At 37.1% G+C, this 19,475-nt stretch carries 17 protein-coding genes; 6 read left to right on the forward strand and 11 right to left on the reverse strand.

What is annotated here, in order from left to right:
- Positions 1-29: 29 nt before the first annotated feature.
- The 6 genes from groL to M030_RS0123225 all read right to left on the reverse strand — a co-directional run bounded on the left by groL (position 30) and on the right by M030_RS0123225 (position 6,312).
- The gene (gene groL, locus M030_RS0123195) at positions 30-1,655 is read right to left on the reverse strand and encodes a chaperonin GroEL (RefSeq protein ID WP_027375593.1); all 1,626 of its coding nucleotides are present in this window, start codon (positions 1,653-1,655) and stop codon (positions 30-32) included.
- A gap of 102 nt (positions 1,656-1,757) precedes the next feature.
- Positions 1,758-2,036, reverse strand: coding sequence for a co-chaperone GroES (gene groES / locus M030_RS0123200; protein ID WP_002976538.1), 279 nt, complete (start codon positions 2,034-2,036; stop codon positions 1,758-1,760).
- A 575-nt stretch (positions 2,037-2,611) separates the two neighbouring features.
- Positions 2,612-2,749 (reverse strand): hypothetical protein, encoded by a 138-nt coding sequence (locus tag M030_RS25830; RefSeq protein WP_165446395.1) that lies wholly within the window; start codon positions 2,747-2,749, stop codon positions 2,612-2,614.
- A 232-nt stretch (positions 2,750-2,981) separates the two neighbouring features.
- The gene (locus M030_RS0123215) at positions 2,982-4,184 is read right to left on the reverse strand and encodes a cation:dicarboxylate symporter family transporter (protein WP_027375594.1); all 1,203 of its coding nucleotides are present in this window, start codon (positions 4,182-4,184) and stop codon (positions 2,982-2,984) included.
- 168 nt (positions 4,185-4,352) lie between these two features.
- Positions 4,353-5,639: a CitMHS family transporter gene (locus tag M030_RS0123220; protein ID WP_027375595.1), complete on the reverse strand. Its 1,287-nt coding sequence runs from the start codon at positions 5,637-5,639 to the stop codon at positions 4,353-4,355.
- Positions 5,640-5,664: 25 nt separating this feature from the next.
- Entirely contained in the window at positions 5,665-6,312 is a 648-nt protein-coding gene (locus M030_RS0123225) for a DUF2490 domain-containing protein (protein WP_051585223.1), read from the reverse strand.
- Between the two features lie 196 nt (positions 6,313-6,508).
- Between M030_RS0123225 and M030_RS0123230 the strand changes: the two genes are divergently transcribed.
- Positions 6,509-7,621, forward strand: a complete 1,113-nt coding sequence (locus M030_RS0123230) for a sensor histidine kinase (protein ID WP_228375345.1) — start codon at positions 6,509-6,511, stop codon at positions 7,619-7,621.
- A complete protein-coding gene (locus M030_RS0123235; protein WP_027375598.1) occupies positions 7,614-8,309 on the forward strand; it encodes a LytR/AlgR family response regulator transcription factor in 696 nt (231 codons plus the stop codon). The genes M030_RS0123230 and M030_RS0123235 overlap by 8 nt, the downstream gene beginning before the upstream one ends.
- An 86-nt stretch (positions 8,310-8,395) precedes the next feature.
- Here the strand turns inward: M030_RS0123235 and M030_RS0123240 are convergent, their stop codons facing one another.
- The gene (locus M030_RS0123240; RefSeq protein ID WP_027375599.1) at positions 8,396-10,783 is read right to left on the reverse strand and encodes a M1 family metallopeptidase; all 2,388 of its coding nucleotides are present in this window, start codon (positions 10,781-10,783) and stop codon (positions 8,396-8,398) included.
- Between the two features lie 67 nt (positions 10,784-10,850).
- Entirely contained in the window at positions 10,851-11,429 is a 579-nt protein-coding gene (locus M030_RS0123245) for a HupE/UreJ family protein (RefSeq protein WP_027375600.1), read from the reverse strand.
- A gap of 73 nt (positions 11,430-11,502) precedes the next feature.
- On the opposite strand from M030_RS0123245, the gene M030_RS0123250 reads away from it, so the two are divergent.
- Entirely contained in the window at positions 11,503-12,003 is a 501-nt protein-coding gene (locus tag M030_RS0123250) for a DUF6702 family protein (RefSeq protein WP_027375601.1), read from the forward strand.
- Here M030_RS0123250 and M030_RS0123255 read toward each other — a convergent pair whose 3' ends face one another.
- Both M030_RS0123255 and radA read right to left on the reverse strand, forming a co-directional pair.
- Positions 12,004-12,591, reverse strand: a complete 588-nt coding sequence (locus M030_RS0123255; protein WP_027375602.1) for an ACP phosphodiesterase — start codon at positions 12,589-12,591, stop codon at positions 12,004-12,006.
- Positions 12,592-12,783: 192 nt separating this feature from the next.
- Positions 12,784-14,133 (reverse strand): DNA repair protein RadA, encoded by a 1,350-nt coding sequence (gene radA / locus M030_RS0123260; protein ID WP_027375603.1) that lies wholly within the window; start codon positions 14,131-14,133, stop codon positions 12,784-12,786.
- A gap of 139 nt (positions 14,134-14,272) precedes the next feature.
- On the opposite strand from radA, the gene M030_RS0123265 reads away from it, so the two are divergent.
- From M030_RS0123265 to yidC, 3 genes are all read left to right on the forward strand, one after another.
- Complete coding sequence (locus tag M030_RS0123265; protein ID WP_027375604.1) at positions 14,273-14,842, forward strand: YceI family protein; 570 nt, start codon at positions 14,273-14,275, stop codon at positions 14,840-14,842.
- Positions 14,843-15,047: 205 nt separating this feature from the next.
- The gene (locus M030_RS0123270; RefSeq protein WP_027375605.1) at positions 15,048-16,655 is read left to right on the forward strand and encodes a CTP synthase; all 1,608 of its coding nucleotides are present in this window, start codon (positions 15,048-15,050) and stop codon (positions 16,653-16,655) included.
- Positions 16,656-16,833: 178 nt separating this feature from the next.
- Positions 16,834-18,633 carry a membrane protein insertase YidC gene (yidC, locus tag M030_RS0123275; protein ID WP_027375606.1) on the forward strand — a complete coding sequence of 600 codons (1,800 nt, stop codon included), beginning with the start codon at positions 16,834-16,836 and terminating at the stop codon, positions 18,631-18,633.
- A gap of 97 nt (positions 18,634-18,730) precedes the next feature.
- Here yidC and M030_RS0123280 read toward each other — a convergent pair whose 3' ends face one another.
- Positions 18,731-19,315 (reverse strand): ribonuclease HII, encoded by a 585-nt coding sequence (locus tag M030_RS0123280; RefSeq protein WP_027375607.1) that lies wholly within the window; start codon positions 19,313-19,315, stop codon positions 18,731-18,733.
- Positions 19,316-19,475 lie beyond the last annotated feature (160 nt).

Below are 19,475 nucleotides of genomic sequence, written 5' to 3' on the forward strand. Positions count from 1 at the left end.
ATATATTAAATTGTCTCAACGACACGTTGTTACATCATTCCTGGCATTCCACCACCCATTGGCATAGCTGGTTCGTCTTTTTTCACTTCAGTGATTACACATTCAGTGGTAAGAAGCATACCTGATACGGAAGCTGCGTTTTCAAGGGCAACTCTTGTTACTTTAGTTGGGTCAATGATACCTGCTTCAAGCATTTGAACATACTCGTCAGTTTTCGCATTGTATCCGAAGTCACCTGTTCCTTCTGCTACTTTAGCAACGATTACAGAACCTTCACCACCTGCGTTAGCAACGATTTGTCTTAATGGCTCTTCGATCGCTCTTTTCACGATTTTGATACCTGTGTTTTCGTCAGCATTAGCACCGGAAAGTTCGTTCAATGAAGAGATGGCTCTTACTAAAGCAACACCACCACCTGCAACGATACCTTCTTCAACAGCAGCTCTAGTTGCGTGTAATGCATCGTCAACTCTGTCTTTTTTCTCTTTCATTTCTACTTCAGAAGCAGCACCTACATACAATACAGCAACACCACCGGCTAACTTAGCTAATCTTTCCTGAAGTTTTTCTCTGTCGTAGTCAGAAGTTGTAGTTTCCATCTGAGCTTTGATCTGAGCTACTCTTCCTTTGATTTTCGCTTCGTCACCACCACCGTTTACAACTGTTGTATTGTCTTTGTCGATCGTCACTTTCTCAGCAGTTCCAAGCATATCTAAAGAGATGTTTTCCATAGTGAAACCTTGCTCTTCAGAGATCACCTGGCCACCTGTAAGGATCGCGATATCTTCTAACATTGCTTTTCTTCTGTCTCCGAATCCCGGAGCTTTTACAGCAGCAATTTTAAGAGAACCTCTTAATTTGTTTACCACTAAAGTTGCTAAAGCTTCACCTTCAACTTCTTCAGAGATGATTAATAGAGACTTACCACCTTGTGCAATTGGCTCAAGAACCGGTAACAATTCTTTCATTGAAGAAATTTTCTTCTCTACTAAAAGGATATATGGGTTTTCCAGTTCAGCTAACATTTTCTCAGGATTAGTCACGAAGTAAGGTGACTGGTATCCTCTGTCGAACTGCATACCTTCTACAACGTCAACGGTTGTATCGATACCTTTAGCTTCTTCCACAGTGATTACTCCTTCTTTACCAACTTTTCCGAAAGCTTCAGCGATCAAAGCACCGATCGTTTCGTCGTTGTTAGCAGATACAGAAGCTACTTGCTTTACTTTATCTGTAGAATCTCCAACAGCCTGAGACTGTGTTTTAAGGTTTTCAACAACCGCTGTTACTGCTTTGTCGATCCCTCTTTTAAGATCCATTGGGTTAGCACCTGCTGCTACGTTCTTAAGACCTTCTCTTACGATAGCCTGTGCCAATACAGTAGCGGTAGTAGTACCGTCTCCTGCGATATCATTGGTTTTGGAAGCCACTTCTTTTACCATTTGCGCTCCCATATTTTCTACTCTGTCTTCAAGTTCGATTTCCTTTGCAACAGAAACACCGTCCTTAGTTACGTGCGGAGCACCGAAAGATTTTTCAATCACTACGTTTCTCCCTTTAGGACCTAAAGTTACTTTTACTGCATTAGCCAATGCATCTACTCCTCTCTTTAGAGCGTCTCTTGATTCAATATCGAATTTTATTTCTTTTGCCATTTTGATTAGATATTAGATGTTAGATGTCAGATATTAGACAGCTAACGATATTTTTTTAATTTGATTTTTTAATCTTAAATCTGATGTCTGTGATCTGAAATCTTAGCCTATAATTCCTAATAAATCAGCTTCCCTTACGATTAAGTAATCTTTCCCTTCTAACTTCAATTCAGAACCTGAATATTTTCCATAAAGAACTTTGTCACCTACCTGAACCGTTGTAGGCTCATCTTTTTTACCAGGACCTACTGCCACTACAGTACCTTCTTGCGGCTTTTCCTTTGCAGTATCCGGGATAATAATACCTGAAGCTGTTTTAGTTTCTGCTGCGATTGGCTCTACCAGAACTCTGTCTGCCAATGGTTTAAAGTTTACTGACATAATATATTTATTTTTTAATTATTTCTGTGTTGGAATTCTCTAAATGTATGCCATGAGACAGTGTTGGCTGAAATGGCAGATTTTTTATTCCGAATGTGAAAATTTGGCAGAAAAATAAAAATGAAAGCCGGAAATTTTCCGGCTTTTATCTAACTCATGAATTGATTTTTTACTGGGGCAAGTTTCTCCAGGTTCTGCCAAAGGACACATTTTCCGTTGCAGTCTCTTTCACAAAAGTAGCGCAATTCAGCACTACTATTGGTTGCCTGTGGTATCTCTGCTAATCACTTAGCATTTTTCATAGTTAATAATCTTTGTTTGTACAAAATTCCTGAAAATTTAAAGTCAACCAGGTTCTTGACATTTGGTGTAAAAAGAAGTAGTTCAAATATAAAACTTTTTCCTTTAAGGGTGAAATATTTTTAAGTCTTTTTTTAATAATTATTTGGTTGTCAGATTCTAATGTTTTGCAGTATGCCTTTTCCGGATCCTGAAAAATACCATGCACAGAAAAATATAAAAAAAGAAAGCCGGAAATTTCCGGCCTTTATTGTAATGGTTATGGGATAATCAGGTCACGGACAGTATTGTCCCGGTCCGATCCAACGGATACATTTCATGTTGTCATCATAGTCACAACACACAAGTCTTGCAGCAGCTCCTCCAATGATGGATTTTTGGGCTTCTCTGCTTAATAGTTTAGCATTTTTCATAAGTAATAGTTTTGATTGATTCCTGAGCGTTTTATGTCAATCAGGTTTTTTGACAGTTGGTGTCTTATTATTTTTCAAAGGTAATATTTTTTAAAACAGGTAGTTAGGTTGTTGGTAGACGGGAGGCCGGTATTGGTATTTTGACCTTTTTTAGTGAATTGTTTTTACGAGCATTCAGAAAGTTACATTTTATTTTTGATGTCGCTTTGAAAATATACTATCGCTAAACCGATCAGACTATGTCTTTATGATGCTGATTAAGCTTTGAGATAACAGCCGCTGAAACTGCAATGCCTATAAAATTGGTTACCGACCGTGCTTCGTTCATGAAACGGTCTACACTGTACAACAACGCAAGATCTGTAACGGGAATTTTTCCAAATCTGCTTAAGGTAAACATAAGGGCCAAAAAACCAGATCCGGGAACTCCCGATGCTGTTTTCGACGCCATGGAAATAATGATGAAAAGCCAGATATAATCCGAAGTACCTAAAGAAATATTGTAAAACTGTACCAGGAATATACAGGAGATCGAAAGATAGATACAGGCTCCTGCAAGATTAAAATTGTATCCCAAAGGAATCACAAAACGAAGAATTTTCCGGTCATATCCCTGAGATTCCATTTTATCAAAAATGATGGGAAAAGCTGTTTTGGAGGAAGAAGTCGCTACTACGAGTATAATTTCTTCTTTGATGCTGATTAAAAAATCCCAAAGACTGATCCTGAATAAGGAAGTGACAAGCCCTAATATTCCGAAAATAAAAACAAGGCTGGCAAGATACACGGTAGCCACCACTTTGCTTAGTGGGAGAAGGGTATTGATGCCATAGACCGAAATCCCAAAGGCGATGTTGCAGAAAATAACAATCGGAAGAAAAATATACAGATACTTTATAAGTTTAAAAAACAAATTCTTACCCTCATCTAAAATATTGATCAGTTTATTTTTCGCCCCTGAAAGACCAATCGCCACTCCGGCAGAAATAGAGATCAAAAGGAAAATGACATAATTACTGATCTGCAACGGATTGTTAGGCTGGCTTAAAAAGTGTCCGGGAATCTCTTTGTGGATCACTGCTGTAGAAATTCCCGTATCAGCGCCGGGTTTCAGGAGAAGACCAAAGCCAAGTCCCAGCAGAATGCTTACGGAAGTAATCGCCAGAAAATAGAGGATCATCCGGCCCACAATTTTAAAAGCATTTTCAATACTGAAAATATAGCTTACGCCATAGGTAACAGCAATGAAAATAATGGGAACAATAAGAACTTCAAGAAGTACAAAAAAGTAATGGCTTACCAGCTCCAGATGCCTTCCGACCTCCGGGAAATAATACCCGGTTAATGCTCCACAGATAATAGCTGTGAATGCATACAGGCTAAGATTTCTCAGATAAGAATCAGTAAACGTCTTTTGCTTGGGTAAGGAACTCATTCAGGTTTTTTTATAATGTAGATTACGAAAATAATAAATAGTTCGGATAAGGAGCGGAAGTTATTGGGTGGTAAGTGGGCAGAGAGTTATTCATTATAATCTCTGATTAGCTTAATGAAATTAGTTTTAAGTGATTTTAGATTGTAATATCTACTTCCGGTCTTGGTTCTAAATGATTTGCAGCACTAAAGCACCAAGCAGCATGACAATGGATGACCCTATAGCCCATTTTAAAGTAAATTTTAAATGATCTGAAAATTCTACACCGGCTAATGACACCAATAAATAAGTGGAAGGAACCAACGGGCTCAGCAAGTGTGATGCCTGGCCGACAAGACTCGCGCGTCCCAGAATTTCAGGTGAAATTCCGAGCTGATGTCCTGTAGCGGTAATCACCGGCAAGATCCCAAAGTAATAGGCATCATTGGTCAGGAAAAAAGTAAGTGGCACACTGAATACAGCGGTAATAATATTAAGATAACCACCCCAGCTTTGCGGAACAACATTAATGATGCTGTTTCCCATCGCCTGCATAATGCCGGTGCCATTAAGAATTCCCGTAAAAATTCCTGCCCCGAAAATCATTCCTGCTACCGATAATGCATTACCTGCGTGCTTGGAAATAATTTTCTGCTGATCTTTCAGCTTGGGATAGTTGATGACAGAGGCTATACAGAAAGCAATCATAAAAGCAATGCCCAACGGAATGATATCGAGGATCATCACCGCTAAAAGAATGATGGTAAGAATCAGGTTGACAATAATAAGTTGGGGACGACGTAATGCAGGATCATCACTGCCCACAATATCCTGCTGGCTGTATCGGGTGTATTTGCCATGGGTATTGATTTTCTTTCTTTCTTTTACCCCGAGAATATAAGCTACAACGAAAACCCATACAAGACCGATCAGCATCACGGGAATCATCGGTACAAAGATTTCGGTATGCCCCAATTTCAGAGAACTCATTACCCTTGCTGTAGGGCCGCCCCATGGCAGAATATTCATAATCCCGCCGGAAAGCATAATGATGCAGGTCAGTACCAAAGGATTCATGCCCTGTTTTTTATAAAGCGGAAGCATGGCAGCTACTACAATAATGTAAGTAGACGATCCGTCTCCGTCTAAAGAAACCAATGTAGTGAGTATGGCTGTTCCGATAGTTGTTTTTACGGGATTATCTCCTACAGCTTTTAAAATAGCATTCACCAGTGGCTCAAAGAGTCCGGTATCAATCATCAGACTAAAATAGAGTATGGCAAAAATCAACATCACTCCGGTGAGAGCAATTTCTTTTATCCCTTCTTTCATCATTTTGCCAAGGTCCGGCCCAAAACCGGCAACAAAAGCAATAAGAACCGGAACAAGAACCAAGGCTGTAAGGGGAGTCAGTTTTTTGTTCATAATAAGAATCATGAAAATGAAAATCATTATGAAACCAAGAAATGTTAGCATAGTTATTTATGTGTTTATGATGTTGTTATTGATTTTTTTTTCTCCAGTCGAATGTATTCCGGAAGCCTAGAAATCCGTAGTTACTTGTTTTTCCTGTTTCCAGCTGATTGATAAAAGCAATTTCCAATGCAGAATTTTTTCCGGTTTTTATTCCAAAACCTGCTGTAATACGATTGCTGTCAAAAGGTTCCTCTTTTTCGATATTCATTCTTATTTCGTTTTTAAGAATACCGTAGAGTCTTTCTTTTTCGCCTTTTTTATTGAACGGAATTCTGACGGAAATCAGGTATCGGATCCTGACCTGGAATTCATCAGGATTGCTGAGAAAACGTTCTTCCACCCTAAGTCTGTTGGATATTGAAGTCCGGCCAATATAATAATCAGCAGTTATTTGCTGGAATGGTCTTTTTTCATACCTTATTTTCTTGGAATCGTCGGCATTGTAAGATTCAAGGGTCAAAAACATAAATCCGGCTGCCGGTTTTATATTTTCAACCACTTCATAATCTACATAAGCATTAAGAAGAAAGAGCCTTGTATCATAAGCCAGATCAAAAGACCGGTATTGGGTAAGTGCTGTTAAGGTACTTTTATTGGTGATCTTTGCAGACATCAGATACTGAAACCACATATTATAATTATCCTTGCTTTGGCTGTATAAGAGATTGCTCATTAAACAGAATGATAAGAAAAGGGTTAATCGTGTGTTAAGTTTCATATAATATTTGATTAATATTGAAGTCTTTCAAATATATTTATTAGAAACAGCGGCTTTTGAATTTTTCAATCAATAGCAGTTTTTATCAACGAACTGCATTTTGCGGTAAAAAGATGGTATATTTGATTGAGCGCAAAATAGGAGTTAAAATATGTTTTTAATCATAAATTTTATAATTATATTATTGATTATCAGGATTTTGTTTAGCGGTAAAATTCTTGAAGGTCTGATGCGGTACCGTTGGAAATTTTTACTGAGATTTCAGCATATTTTTTTCTTATTTGTCTTTATCCTGATGACTTATTTTACCGAAAATTACTTTCTGGATTCCTATGAGCTGATCGGGAGTATTATTTTGAATGTAATTTTTAATATTGGGCTGTATTATTTGGTATATTATTATCTTGTCCCTTATTTTTATTTATCCAATAAATATCCTGAGTTTATATTATACGCTTTAATCTGTTTTTTGGTTTCCAGCCTTTTTAGGATCTTGTGGGAACCTGCAGTATTTGAAATGAATTTTTCCAGAGAAGGTTATCATGTCGGTTTTCTTTATAATGTTTATATTTCCCAGGGCATTGTCATTCTTGTTGCTTCCTTTTTAGGAATTACAAAGGATAAATTTCTGATCGAACAGGATGTGATCGATCTTGGTGAAGAAAAAGAACAGCTTTACCTGGACCTTCTAAAATCTAAGCTGAATCCCCATTTTTTGTTGAATACCCTCAATAATATGTATGCCAATAGTTTTAGCTATTCCGAGAAAACATCGGATTCTATTTTGCAGTTAAGTAAGCTTTTACAATATATTATTTACGATAGCGGAAAGACCAAAATCACCGTCTCCCAGGAATTTTCGTCTCTGAAGGCACTTGCGTCTTTATATCAGCTGAAATATAATAACCGGCTTGATATTGTATTTGATGTACCGGATCTGGAAGAGTTTGATATTGTAGAAATTCCTCCTTCTGTATTGCTTACGTTATTTGAAAATGCATTAAAACATTCTGCAATAGGAGAGGCTGAGGATAGTTTTATAAGGTTATCCTGCAGAATAGAAGAATCAGAATTGTTTTTTACTATTACTAATTCGGTAGCTCAGCATCAGGCATACTCTGTAGAAACCGGTTACCATGGATTGGGTAATGATGCAGTTATTCATATATTAGAAAAATTTTATCCGGGGAGTTTTGATTTTATTTCAGGACCGGCAGAAAATAATAAGTATAAAATAGTATTAAAAATTAAGCTAAATGGCTAATCTGACTGTAGTAAATGTTGATGACGAATATCCTGCATTGCAGCTGGTCAGACAATATTGTACCCGTATTGAAGGGGTAGAGCTGCTGGAATCATTTCAGGATCCTGAAAAAGCATTGGAATATCTTACAAAAAAACCGGTAGATCTTGTTATTTTCGATATCAACATGCCAAGAATCAATGGAGTAGAGCTACTTCAGCAACTTCCTTATAAACCTCTTTGCATTTTCCTGACACTGGAGGTGAAATATGCTGTCAAGGCATTTGAGCTCGATGTTGTACATTATCTTGTAAAACCTGTGGACTTTGAAACTTTTAAAAAAGCCATTCATAAAGCCAAGGATTTTTTACACTTTAAAAATTCTGCCAGCCAACAGGAAGATTATATCATGTTTAAATCCAATTACGTGATGAATAAAGTCTTTTTGAAAGACATTCTATGGATACAGGGATTTGGAGAGTATATAACACTGATCACACCTTTGAAAAAATATATGATCCTGGAAAGGATGTCGAATTTTGAAGAAAAGTTTCAGCGTTTCGGATTTATCAGAATCCATAAATCTTATATCGTGTTATCTTCTCATATCAAATCCTATGATGCATTTCACGTACATCTGAATGGGGGAGAACAACTCCCGCTTGGCAGGACCTATAAAAAATTACTGAAAGAATATCTGGGGCAATAGCATTATTAAGATTCAGGTCACTATGAAAATAAAAAGTCCACTTCAGTAAAAGTGGACTTTTTAATATGTCGGCCAATAATCGGATCTTAGCTTTTGCCTGCCGCCTGCATCGGATTTACTTTTCCTGTGGAGCCGCCTCTCACAGAACCTCCGTCCTGCTTTTGCTTGAATAGCTGGAATTTTGAAACTTCTGCATTTCCTCCTGCATTGCTCCAAAAGTTGTTGGCAGTATCAATATCTGCAGTTTCTCTCATAGGATCAAGCTGAATGGATGCCAGTTTTTTACCAAAATAATAGGTTTTGGAAACCTTTTGCTCATTTAACCTCCAGATCTGCGCAGATGATTTGTCGTATAATTTTGTGCCGTCTTCAAAAGTAAATTCAAGGATGATCGGCATTACAAGTCCGCCTTTATTGACAAAGTCGATCTGGTAAGCAGTGAGATTTTTCCATTTATCTTTATCCTTTGTATCCAGGGGAAGACTTGCCTCTGTCCTGATAGAATATTCTTTGTTGTTATCCACTTTTTCCTGCCCTCTGTCATATCGGTAGTAGAAATCCTGAACATCTTTATCCTTGTCTGCATAGAAAGTGATATTCTTGTCTTCTCTGTTTCTGATTTTTGAAATATCATCAAAACTGCTTGCCAACGGTCTTTCCACCTGATATTTTATTTCAGCTGCAGCTTTCGGATCGGCTTCCAGGTTAGGAGTGGCTATCGTTACTTTATCAATGGCTATATCTACAGGATCAGTACCGTAGAACCAACCTCTCCAGAACCAGTCAAGGTCTTCACCACTGGCATCTTCCATGGTACGGAAAAGATCTGCGGGTTCAGGATGCTTAAAAGCCCATCTTTTAGCGTATGTTTTAAATGCTTTATCAAAAAGCTCTCTTCCCATAATGGTTTCACGAAGAATATTTAATCCGGTTGCTGGCTTTGAATAGGCATTCGGGCCATACTGAACAATATTTTCAGAGTTACTCATGATCGGCTCCAGTTGATCTTTCGGAAGTTTCATATAGTCGACAATCGTCCAGGCAGGTCCTCTTTTAGAAGGGAATTTATTATCCCATTTTTCTTCGGTAAGATATTCTGTGAATGTATTCAGTCCCTCATCCATCCATGCCCATTGTCTTTCATCTGAATTTATGATCATCGGGAAAAAGTTATGACCTACCTCATGGATGATTACACCGATCATACCGTTTTTGGTTCCTTCAGAATAAGTTCCGTCCTTTTCTGTTCTTCCGAAGTTGAAGCAGATCATCGGATACTCCATTCCATTGGCTGCCTCCACAGATTGGGCTACAGGATATGGATACGGGATCGTGAATTCTGAATATGTTTTAATCGTGTGAGCTACTGCTTTTGTGGAGAACTTTCGGTACAGACCATAAGATTCCTTTGGATAAAAGCTCATCGCCATTACTTTGTTGTTGTTTTCAGGAATCGTTACACGCATTCCGTCCCAAACAAATTTCCTTGAAGAAGTCCATGCAAAATCTCTTACATTATTGGCTTCAAAATTCCAGGTTTTTCTTTGTTTTGAGTGGTTTTTCTCCGCTTTTTTAGCCTCATCTAACGTTACTATTTCTATAGGTTCAGAAGCGTTTTCTGCTTTTCTGTATCTTGAAAGCTGATCAGAAGTCAATACCTGATCATAATTTTTACATTCACCGGTACCCCCTACAATATGATCGGCAGGTACATTGATAGAAACTTTAAAGTCACCGAATACCAGGGCAAATTCTCCTCTTCCGGTAAACTGATGATTCTGCCAGCCCTGAAAATCACTGTAAACACACATTCTCGGATACCATTGAGCCATGGTGTACAGATCATTGCCGTCTTCCGCAAAATTTTCGTAGCCGCCACGACCTCCCATTTTAATCCTGTTGGAGAGATTGTAATTCCAGTCTACTTTAAAGATGAATTTTTCTCCTTTTTTAAGGACTTTAGGAAGATCAATACGCATCATGGTTTTATTCACGGTATACTTTAAAGCATTACCGGAAGCATCCGTTACTTTTTCAAGATTCACACCATAGCCGTTATCTTTTACAGGAAGTTCAGTCATTTTAAGCTGCTGATCACTTACAGAAGGACGAAGGACAGACGATGTCTCATATCCGGCATTCTTTATACTGGAATGTTCATTTTCATCAAGTTGAAGCCAGATGTAGTCCAATTCGTCGGGTGAATTGTTGTAGTAGGTAATTGTTTCAGAACCTTTCAGATTCCTTTTATCTTCATCAAGGAAGGCGGTAATAGTATAATCTGCCCTGTTTTGCCAATAGCCATGTCCCGGAGCTCCTGAAGCCGTTCTGTAAATATTAGGTGTCGGAAGAATGCTTCCCAGCTGTTCAAACTTGTTTCCGTGGTTACTGCCGGGATTGTTCTGAATATTTTGTGCGGTGAAACCTGTATAAGCAAATACAGAAAGTGAAAGTATACAAACTTTTAGTTTCATAACCGAAATGATTTAATAATTGTCAAAGATAGTAATAAGTGCCTGAAATAATCATAATATTTCAATTTTAGAAAGGAATTCTTTCTAATGCCATTTTTAGAGATAAAGCAAAGGCCCCTGAAGATACAAACAGTACCCAGTCCTTTTTATTAACCTTAAAAATTTTCATCAGAATAAACAGGACAATCAGTATTGCCAGTACAATAACAATTTGTCCCAATTCCAGCCCAATATTGAATCCCAGTAAAGGAATGGCAATGCTCTGGCTCTTAGCGATCATCACTCTTGCCGTATTGGCAAAACCCATCCCGTGGATCAGTCCAAAAATAAGTGCCAGATAATAATTGGCACGCATCAGTGTCTGTTTTTGATTTTTCATAATGATATTATCCAGGGAGGTCAAAACAATTGTCATGGGAATCAAAAACTCAACCCAATCGGAAGGTAGCCTGAAAACATCAAGAATACTTAAAGCCAGGGTAATCGAATGGCCAATGGTAAATGCGGTGATGAGAATCAGAATTTTTTTCCAATCACTGTAAGAATAAACAGCAATCAATGCCAGTACAAATAACTGGTGATCCAGAGCATCTAATGAAATAATGTGTTCCCAACCGAGGTGTAAATAAAAAAGAAAATCCTGCATCATGGTATAAAAGTATAATGCGTACGAAAATAATGATTAATTTCGGACAAATTTTATTTCTATGTTCAGGTTTATGAAGAATTTTTGGCTGTTTCTGATTCCAGCCTTCTTTTTATTGTCTTTTACCACAGTGAAGCATCCTTATCATGTGGGTTCTGTAGAAATTAATTACAATTCAAAGTCGAAAACGTTTGAAGTGACCGGCAGATTTTTTTTAGACGATCTTGAGAATGGACTTGGAAAGAAATATGGTGGAGCTTTTCATTTTAATGATGAAAAATATAAAATGAAACTCAATGATGCCTTACAGAAATATTGTCAGGAGTACTTTAAGCTTAAAGCCGATAATAAGTTTTTAAAAATTAATTATCTGGGCTATGAGGAAGACCAGGAGTCTGTCAATGTATTCATGGAGTCAGAACCTGTCAGCAATCCCAAAAAAATAGAAACAGCAGTCAGTTTTTTATATAATCTTTTTGATGATCAGATTAATATTGTTCATATTATTGTAAACGGGCAGAGAAAGAGTGAAAAGCTTTCGTATCCCAATCGGTATATGTATCATCAGTTATAATTAATCCTGTAGCAATGCATTGATTCCCTTTACGTGGTCCATCAAATCGGGAAAGAAATCATGATAACATTTTTGAAGATCATTTTTATGTTCCAGAAAGGCTTCAAAAACAGGAATGTCTTTATCCAGATACTTGGCTTTATTCAACACATTCTTAATGCTGAATTTGATGCCCCAGTCTTCCCTGTAATGATACAACCAATCGTCCTGTTCCATTTTGGCCAGCATTCTTTTAAAATTTTCAGGTAGCCATTTTTCATGCGCATTCAACACCCTGTAAACCCTTAAAGAGTGGGCTTTCCATTCGGCAAGAGAATGCAAAGAAAGGTCATTGGCCACAAAATAATCCATGGAGACATCCACAAATGCCCCTGCATATAATCTTACCAAAGGAGCAAAAACTTTTTTGGCCTCATGAATTGCCGGATGGGAATCGGTATAAGTATCAATGGCTCGGTGCAGGGTTATCCCATCCTGAATATCTTTCGGAAAGGTAAAACGATCTTTGTTACGAATAAAATCCTCGAGAAATTGTCCCACAATCTGCCCGTCGGTATATGTAAGAAAAGAATGAGCCAGGTAATTCATACTTTAAAGGTAGGAATTTAAAAGAATAAAAGATAAAAGATAAAAGATAAAAGATAAAAGATAAAAGATAAAAGATAAAAGATAAAAGATAAAAGATAAAAGATAAAAGATAAAAGATACTTTTGATAAATACCAATTACGATTTTGCAACTTTCAACTTTTCACTTTCAATTTTCAATTATTAATTTTCAATTAAAAAAGTCTTTCATGGAAATCCTCAATCTTACTCACTTCTTCAATCTTGATTCCAAATTTTCTTTTAGGTATTTTATTAAGGTTGGATACAAATATTTTTTCGTATCCCAGTTTTTCAGCTTCAGTAATTCGTTGCTCAATTTGTGCGACCGGGCGGATTTCCCCGCTTAATCCTATTTCTCCTGCAAAGCAGTAGTGTTCGGAAATTGCAATATCTTCATTGGATGATAAAACTGAAGCAATAACGGCAAGATCCAGTGCCGGGTCGTCTGTTTTGATTCCTCCGGTAATGTTTAAGAAAACGTCTTTTGCACCAAGTTGAAATCCGGCACGTTTTTCCAAAACAGCAAGAAGCATATTGAGCCTTTTAGAATCAAATCCTGTGCAGCTTCTTTGTGGTGTACCGTAAACCGCTGTACTTACCAAAGCCTGAATTTCCAGAAGCATAGGTCGGTTTCCTTCGAGGGTAACAGCAACCGAGTTTCCGGATAATTCCTCAAGTTTTTTCGTAATCAGGATTTCCGAAGGGTTTTTGATTTCTTTCAATCCCTGGGAAATCATTTCATAGATCCCGATTTCAGAAGTGGAACCGAAACGGTTTTTATTGGCTCTCAAAAGCCTGAAAAGGTGATTTCTGTCTCCGTCAAAATTCAGGACAACATCAACCATGTGTTCCAGTACTTTCGGGCCTGCAATTTGGCCATCTTTTGTAATGTGACCTACCAGAAACACGGGAGTGCTGTTTTCCTTGGCATATTTAATGATTTCATTGGAACATTCGCGGATTTGTGAAACCGTTCCCGGAGAGCTTTCGATCAGTTGAGACTGAAGCGTCTGAATAGAGTCGATGATTATGAAATCAGGTTCCAGTTTTTTGGCTTCGTGAAGTATTTTTTCAAGGGAGGTTTCGGTAAAAAGAAAACAATTGGGATTTTGGATGTCCGTAAGTCTGTCTGCCCTCATTTTAATCTGTGAGGCACTTTCTTCCCCGGAGACATAAAAGATTTTTTTCTTCATCTTTAAGGCAAGCTGAAGCAGAAGTGTAGATTTTCCTATTCCGGGTTCCCCTCCAATTAAGGTTACCGACCCCAGAACAATTCCTCCACCCAAAACACGGTTCAGTTCTTCAGAAGGTGTTTTTATTCTCGGTTCCTCACTGGTTTCCACTTCAACAATATTAATAACATGTTGCTTGGATTTTGAAAAGGGAGGAGTTTTATGAGACGGTTTTTCAACAATTTCTTCTACTAAAGTATTCCATTGTCCACAGTTTTTGCATTGTCCCATCCATTGGGAATATTGACTTCCGCAGTTTTGACAGAAATATGCTGTTTTCAGTTTTGCCATACCGCGAAGTTATAAAAAAGCATTTTTCTTTCGAAATTTAACTTGATATAATATTAACAATATACATAGGTTCGTGCTAGGAATATCTTTCATATCTTCGTTTTATTCAAATAAAATTTTAATGTAAAATATAATTACAATGAAAAAAATCTTTTTATCCTTTATGTTTGTCTTATTCGGTGTGATGGCTTTTGCACAAAATAACTGGCAAATAGACCCGATGCATTCTTCTTTTAATTTCAATATTAAACATATGGGAATCAGTTTCGTTCAGGGAAGATTCGATAAGTTTAACGGAAAACTCACAGCAAAGGGAACGACTTTAGACAATGCCTCCTTGAGTATTTCTATAGCTCCTGAAAGCATCAATACCGGTATAGAAATGAGAGACAGCCACCTGAGAAGCGATGATTTTTTTGCAGCAGGTAAATATCCTGAAATGACATTTGAAGGAACTTCCACCACAAAAGATAAAAACGGAGCTTATGTTTTTCATGGAAAATTAACCATTAAGGATATTACCAAAGAAGTGAATATTCCGGTGATATTTGGCGGAATAACGAAAAATAAAGATGGAAAGGAAGTAATGGGATTGCAGGCGAAATTTACCATAGACCGTCTGGATTATAACATCAACTATGATTCAAAAGAGACAGGTATTGCCAAAGATGCAGAGGTGAGTGTATATCTTGAGCTGGTAAAAAAATAGGTTGATACTTATCATACTTTTAAAAGGGTTACTGTAAATAGAACCCTTTTTTCGTATAAGCTCAAAACGGAATAGTTTTAAAAAAAATAAAATCAAATAAAAAAAGTTAGATTTTATGGTTGTTTGAAGCCTGTTTTCTCATTTTCAAAATCTAAAAAATTGCTTTGTATTTCTTTTTCCCCTAACTTTGCACAAACCTAATCTAATGAGTAAAAAGAATACAAAGTACATCTTTGTGACAGGAGGTGTAACTTCATCTTTGGGAAAAGGAATCGTGTCTGCTTCTCTGGGACTATTGCTAAAATCACGCGGTTTTAACGTAACGATCCAAAAACTTGATCCTTATATCAATATCGACCCGGGAACATTGAATCCTTATGAACACGGAGAGTGTTATGTGACTGAAGATGGTGCGGAGACAGATCTGGATTTAGGTCACTACGAGCGCTACCTGGATGCGCCTACATCCCAAAACAACAACGTTACTACAGGAAAAATCTACCAGACTGTAATTGAAAAAGAAAGAAAAGGAGACTTCCTTGGAAAAACAGTTCAGGTAATTCCTCATATTACGAACGAAATTAAACGTAGAATTAAAATCCTTTCAAAGCAAAACTACGATATCATTATTACTGAGATCGGTGGAACAGTTGGAGACATTGAATCTTTACCATACATTGAAACTGTTCGTCAGTTGAAATGGGAGCTGGGCGAGAGTAATTCTATGGTAATTCATCTTACGTTATTGCCTTATCTGGCTTCAAGTGGAGAATTAAAGACAAAACCATCTCAACATTCCGTACGTCAGTTGATGGAAAGTGGAATTATGGCGGATGTTTTAGTGTGCAGAACAGAACATAAAATTCCAAAAGATCAGAGAGCGAAATTAGCCCAATTCTGTAACGTAGCTTTGGAAAACGTTATCGAATGTAAAGACCTTGAAACGATCTATGAAGTACCAATGTATCTTCAGAAGCAAAATTTTGATGACGTAGTTTTAAAGGAACTTGATCTTAAAAGTGATAAAACGGCTGATCTTAAAGACTGGAAAAACTTCCTTAAGAAATTCCAGAACCCTAAGAAAACGGTTGAAATTGCATTGGTAGGAAAATATGTTTCTCTTCAGGATTCATATATTTCTATTGCTGAAGCTTTCAAACATGCAGGAGCAGACCTTGAAACTGAAGTCAAAGTAAGATGGGTTTACAGTGGTGATATCACAGAAGAAAATATTAAAGACACCCTGAAAGGAGTGAACGGTATCCTTGTAGCACCAGGTTTTGGAGACCGAGGAATTGAAGGAAAAGTTCTTACTGCAAAATATGCAAGAGAAAACAAGATTCCAATGTTGGGAATTTGTCTGGGAATGCAGATTATGACGATTGAATTTGCGAGAAATGTTCTGGGACATACAAAAGCCAATTCAATGGAATTCGATACTGCTACTCCGGATCCTGTGATCTCATTAATGGAAGAACAGAAAAATGTGGTAGATAAAGGCGGAACAATGCGCCTTGGAGCATGGAAGTGTGCTTTGAAAAACGGTTCCAAACTTTCTGATATCTACGGAAGCAAAAATATCTCTGAAAGACACCGTCACCGTTATGAATTTAACAGTGAATATCTTCAGGAATTTGAAAAGAATGGTTTCCTTGCTACCGGTACAAATCCGGAAACAGGTTTGGTAGAGGCTCTTGAGATGCCGGATCATCCATTCTATGTTGGTGTACAGTATCACCCTGAATATAAAAGTACAGTGGCTACCCCACATCCTCTATTCAGAGCTTTCATTAAGGCTTGCGAAAAGAAATAAGGTAAATTTTTATCATAAACGTCTACATATAAACTCAAGCTGATTATTCTCAGCTTGAGTTTATTATATACTAACATATTATAGTATAAAGATTTGATAAAAAAACAGTATTTTTGTCAGCTCAAATTACGTACGCTCGTATGTACATTGTAAGTTTAAAATTTTAATATAAAATAAAATGCAACAAAACAACGGAATCGATAAGAAGCAAATGATAAGTTTTGCGGTTTTATGTCTGGTTCTCTTTGGTTTTATGTTCTATTTCCAGAACAAACAGGCGAAGGAAGAACAGTTGAAAGCTCAGCAGCAGAAAACTGAACAGGCGAAAACTGCCGTAAAACCAACTCAGGCAACCAATATCAATCCAAATGTAACTCCGAATGCTATTCAGACTGCAAGTCTGGGAAATAATGAATTGAAATTAGAGTTTTCAAGCTTAGGAGGACAGGTTTCAAGAGTAGAACTTGTAAAGTATAAAGCATACAACCATAAAACAGATCATGCAGATCAGCCTCTTTATCTGATCAATAAAAACAATTCAAACTATGGTTTTCAGTTTAAGGACAAAACAGGTAAAGTCATTAATACTAAAGATTTAGTTTTTTCACCAACAGTAAACGGAAACGCTGTAACATTAACTGCTGATTACAATGGAGCTGTTATTCAGTTTATTTATACACTTCTTCCGAAATATACACTTGATTTTAAAGTTAGAACTCAGGGGCTTTCTAAAATAACTTCTGACAATAAAGCAGATTTTATCTGGGATTATAACGTAAGAAATCTTGAAAAAGGTAGAGCTCAGGAACAATCTCACTCAGAATTCGCGTACGCTTTCAATAATTATAAAGATTATGATTATGATGGAAGAACAACAATGAATGAAGAAAAAGAAACGCTTAACTGGATTGGAGTGAAGCAACAATTCTTTACTTCTGTTATTGAAGCTAAGAACGGATTTACTCAAAGTAAAGGAAATCAGGAGTCTGTGGAAGAAGGAGAGTTTCTGAAAAAACTGAATTATGAAGGTTTCGTTCAGATGACAGGAAGTGAATTGAATCAGGATTTCACATGGTATTTTATGCCACTTGATTTACCTTTGCTGAAGTCATATGATAAGAATTTTGATGAAATACTTCCATTGGGATGGTCTTTCATTGGTTGGATGAACCGTGGTTTCTTTATTCCAATGTACAACTTTATTGCATCTTGGGGATTAACTGCAGGTTGGGCAATTTTCTTGCTGACGATTATCGTTAAGTTGATTTTATCACCGATTATGTACAAGCAGCATAAGCTTAGTGCAATGATGAAAGTCATTCGTCCGGAAATCGATGAGGTAAACGCCAAGTTTAAAGATGCTGATCCTATGAAGAAACAACAGGCTACGATGGAGGTGTATCGTAAAGCCGGGGTCAATCAGATGGCAGGATGTTTACCGGCCCTGGTTCAGATCCCGATATTCTATGCACTGTTCCGTTTCTTCCCGAATTTCATTGATCTAAGAGGGCAAGGATTCTGGTTTGCCAAAGATTTAACAGCATATGATGATTTAATCAAATTACCATTTAAAATTCCTTTCCTGGGAGATCACTTGAGTATTTTTGCTTTGGCATGTACAGTGGTTATTTTAATCTATACGGTAATGACGTCAGGAAATATGCAACAGCCACAACAGGAAGGGATGCCAAATATGAAGGTGCTAATGTATATTTTCCCGATTACATTCCTGTTCTTCCTTAACACGTCGGCTTCAGGTCTTTCATGGTATTATTTTGTATCCAATGCGATTAACATTTTAATTATCCTTGTTATTAAATACTGGATTTTAGATGAAAAGAAAATTCACGCTCAGATTCAGGCTAACAAAGAAAAACCGAAAGCGGAAGGTAAATTCCAGAAAAGAATGAGAGAAATGATGGAGAAGGCTCAGGAACAACAAAAAGCTCAGGAGCAGATCAGAAATAAAAAGAAATAATCTATTTGATTAGTATACCATATAAAAAAGAGAAGCAATACGATTGCTTCTCTTTTTTTGTTTATCAGGCTTTAGTTTAGCCCTGTAACTATTATAATTAATCGTATTTCAATCGGAATGATTGTCGGTGGTGTTTTGTAGGACCGTGTTTTATAAGGGCTTCCTGATGCTTTTTAGTGGCATATCCAAAGTTCGTATCCCAGCCGTAATCGGGAAATTCTTCGTGCAGCTCAATCATGAGTCTGTCTCTGTAGTTTTTGGCCAGAATAGAAGCTGCTGCAATGGATAATACTTTTGAATCCCCTTTGATAATACATTGATGTGGTATATAATTGTAAGGATGAAATTTGTTGCCATCTACTAAAATAAGCTCGGGAGTGATCGTGAGTTGATCCAATGCCCTATGCATAGCATGAATGCTGGCATTCAGAATATTATGTTCATCTATAAATGATGGCGGAAGTTCTGCAATAGCATAATTTTTCACATTATCCTTAATATAAGTATCCAGCTCCATTCTTGTTTTGAATGTTAGCTTTTTTGAATCATTCACCAGGTTTTGTTTAAAATTATCATCTAAAATAACAGCAGCAGCTACCACCGGTCCACTTAAGCAGCCTCTGCCAACCTCATCACATCCTGCTTCAATATAGATGTCTGTCCACTTTTGTAATAATTCCATGCCTGTCTTTGAAAATAAGAGATGTAAAATTATAAAAACAAATTGATTTGTTGAGGATTTTAACTTGTAATAAACTGCATTAGACGTCTGTGGCAGTTGGTAATGAATTGTATTATGGGGGAGATTTTTGTTCTTGTACTATTTTAGTCTTTTAATGTAT

It is taken from the genome of Chryseobacterium sp. UNC8MFCol, assembly GCF_000482305.1.
Lineage (GTDB): Bacteria > Bacteroidota > Bacteroidia > Flavobacteriales > Weeksellaceae > Chryseobacterium > Chryseobacterium indologenes.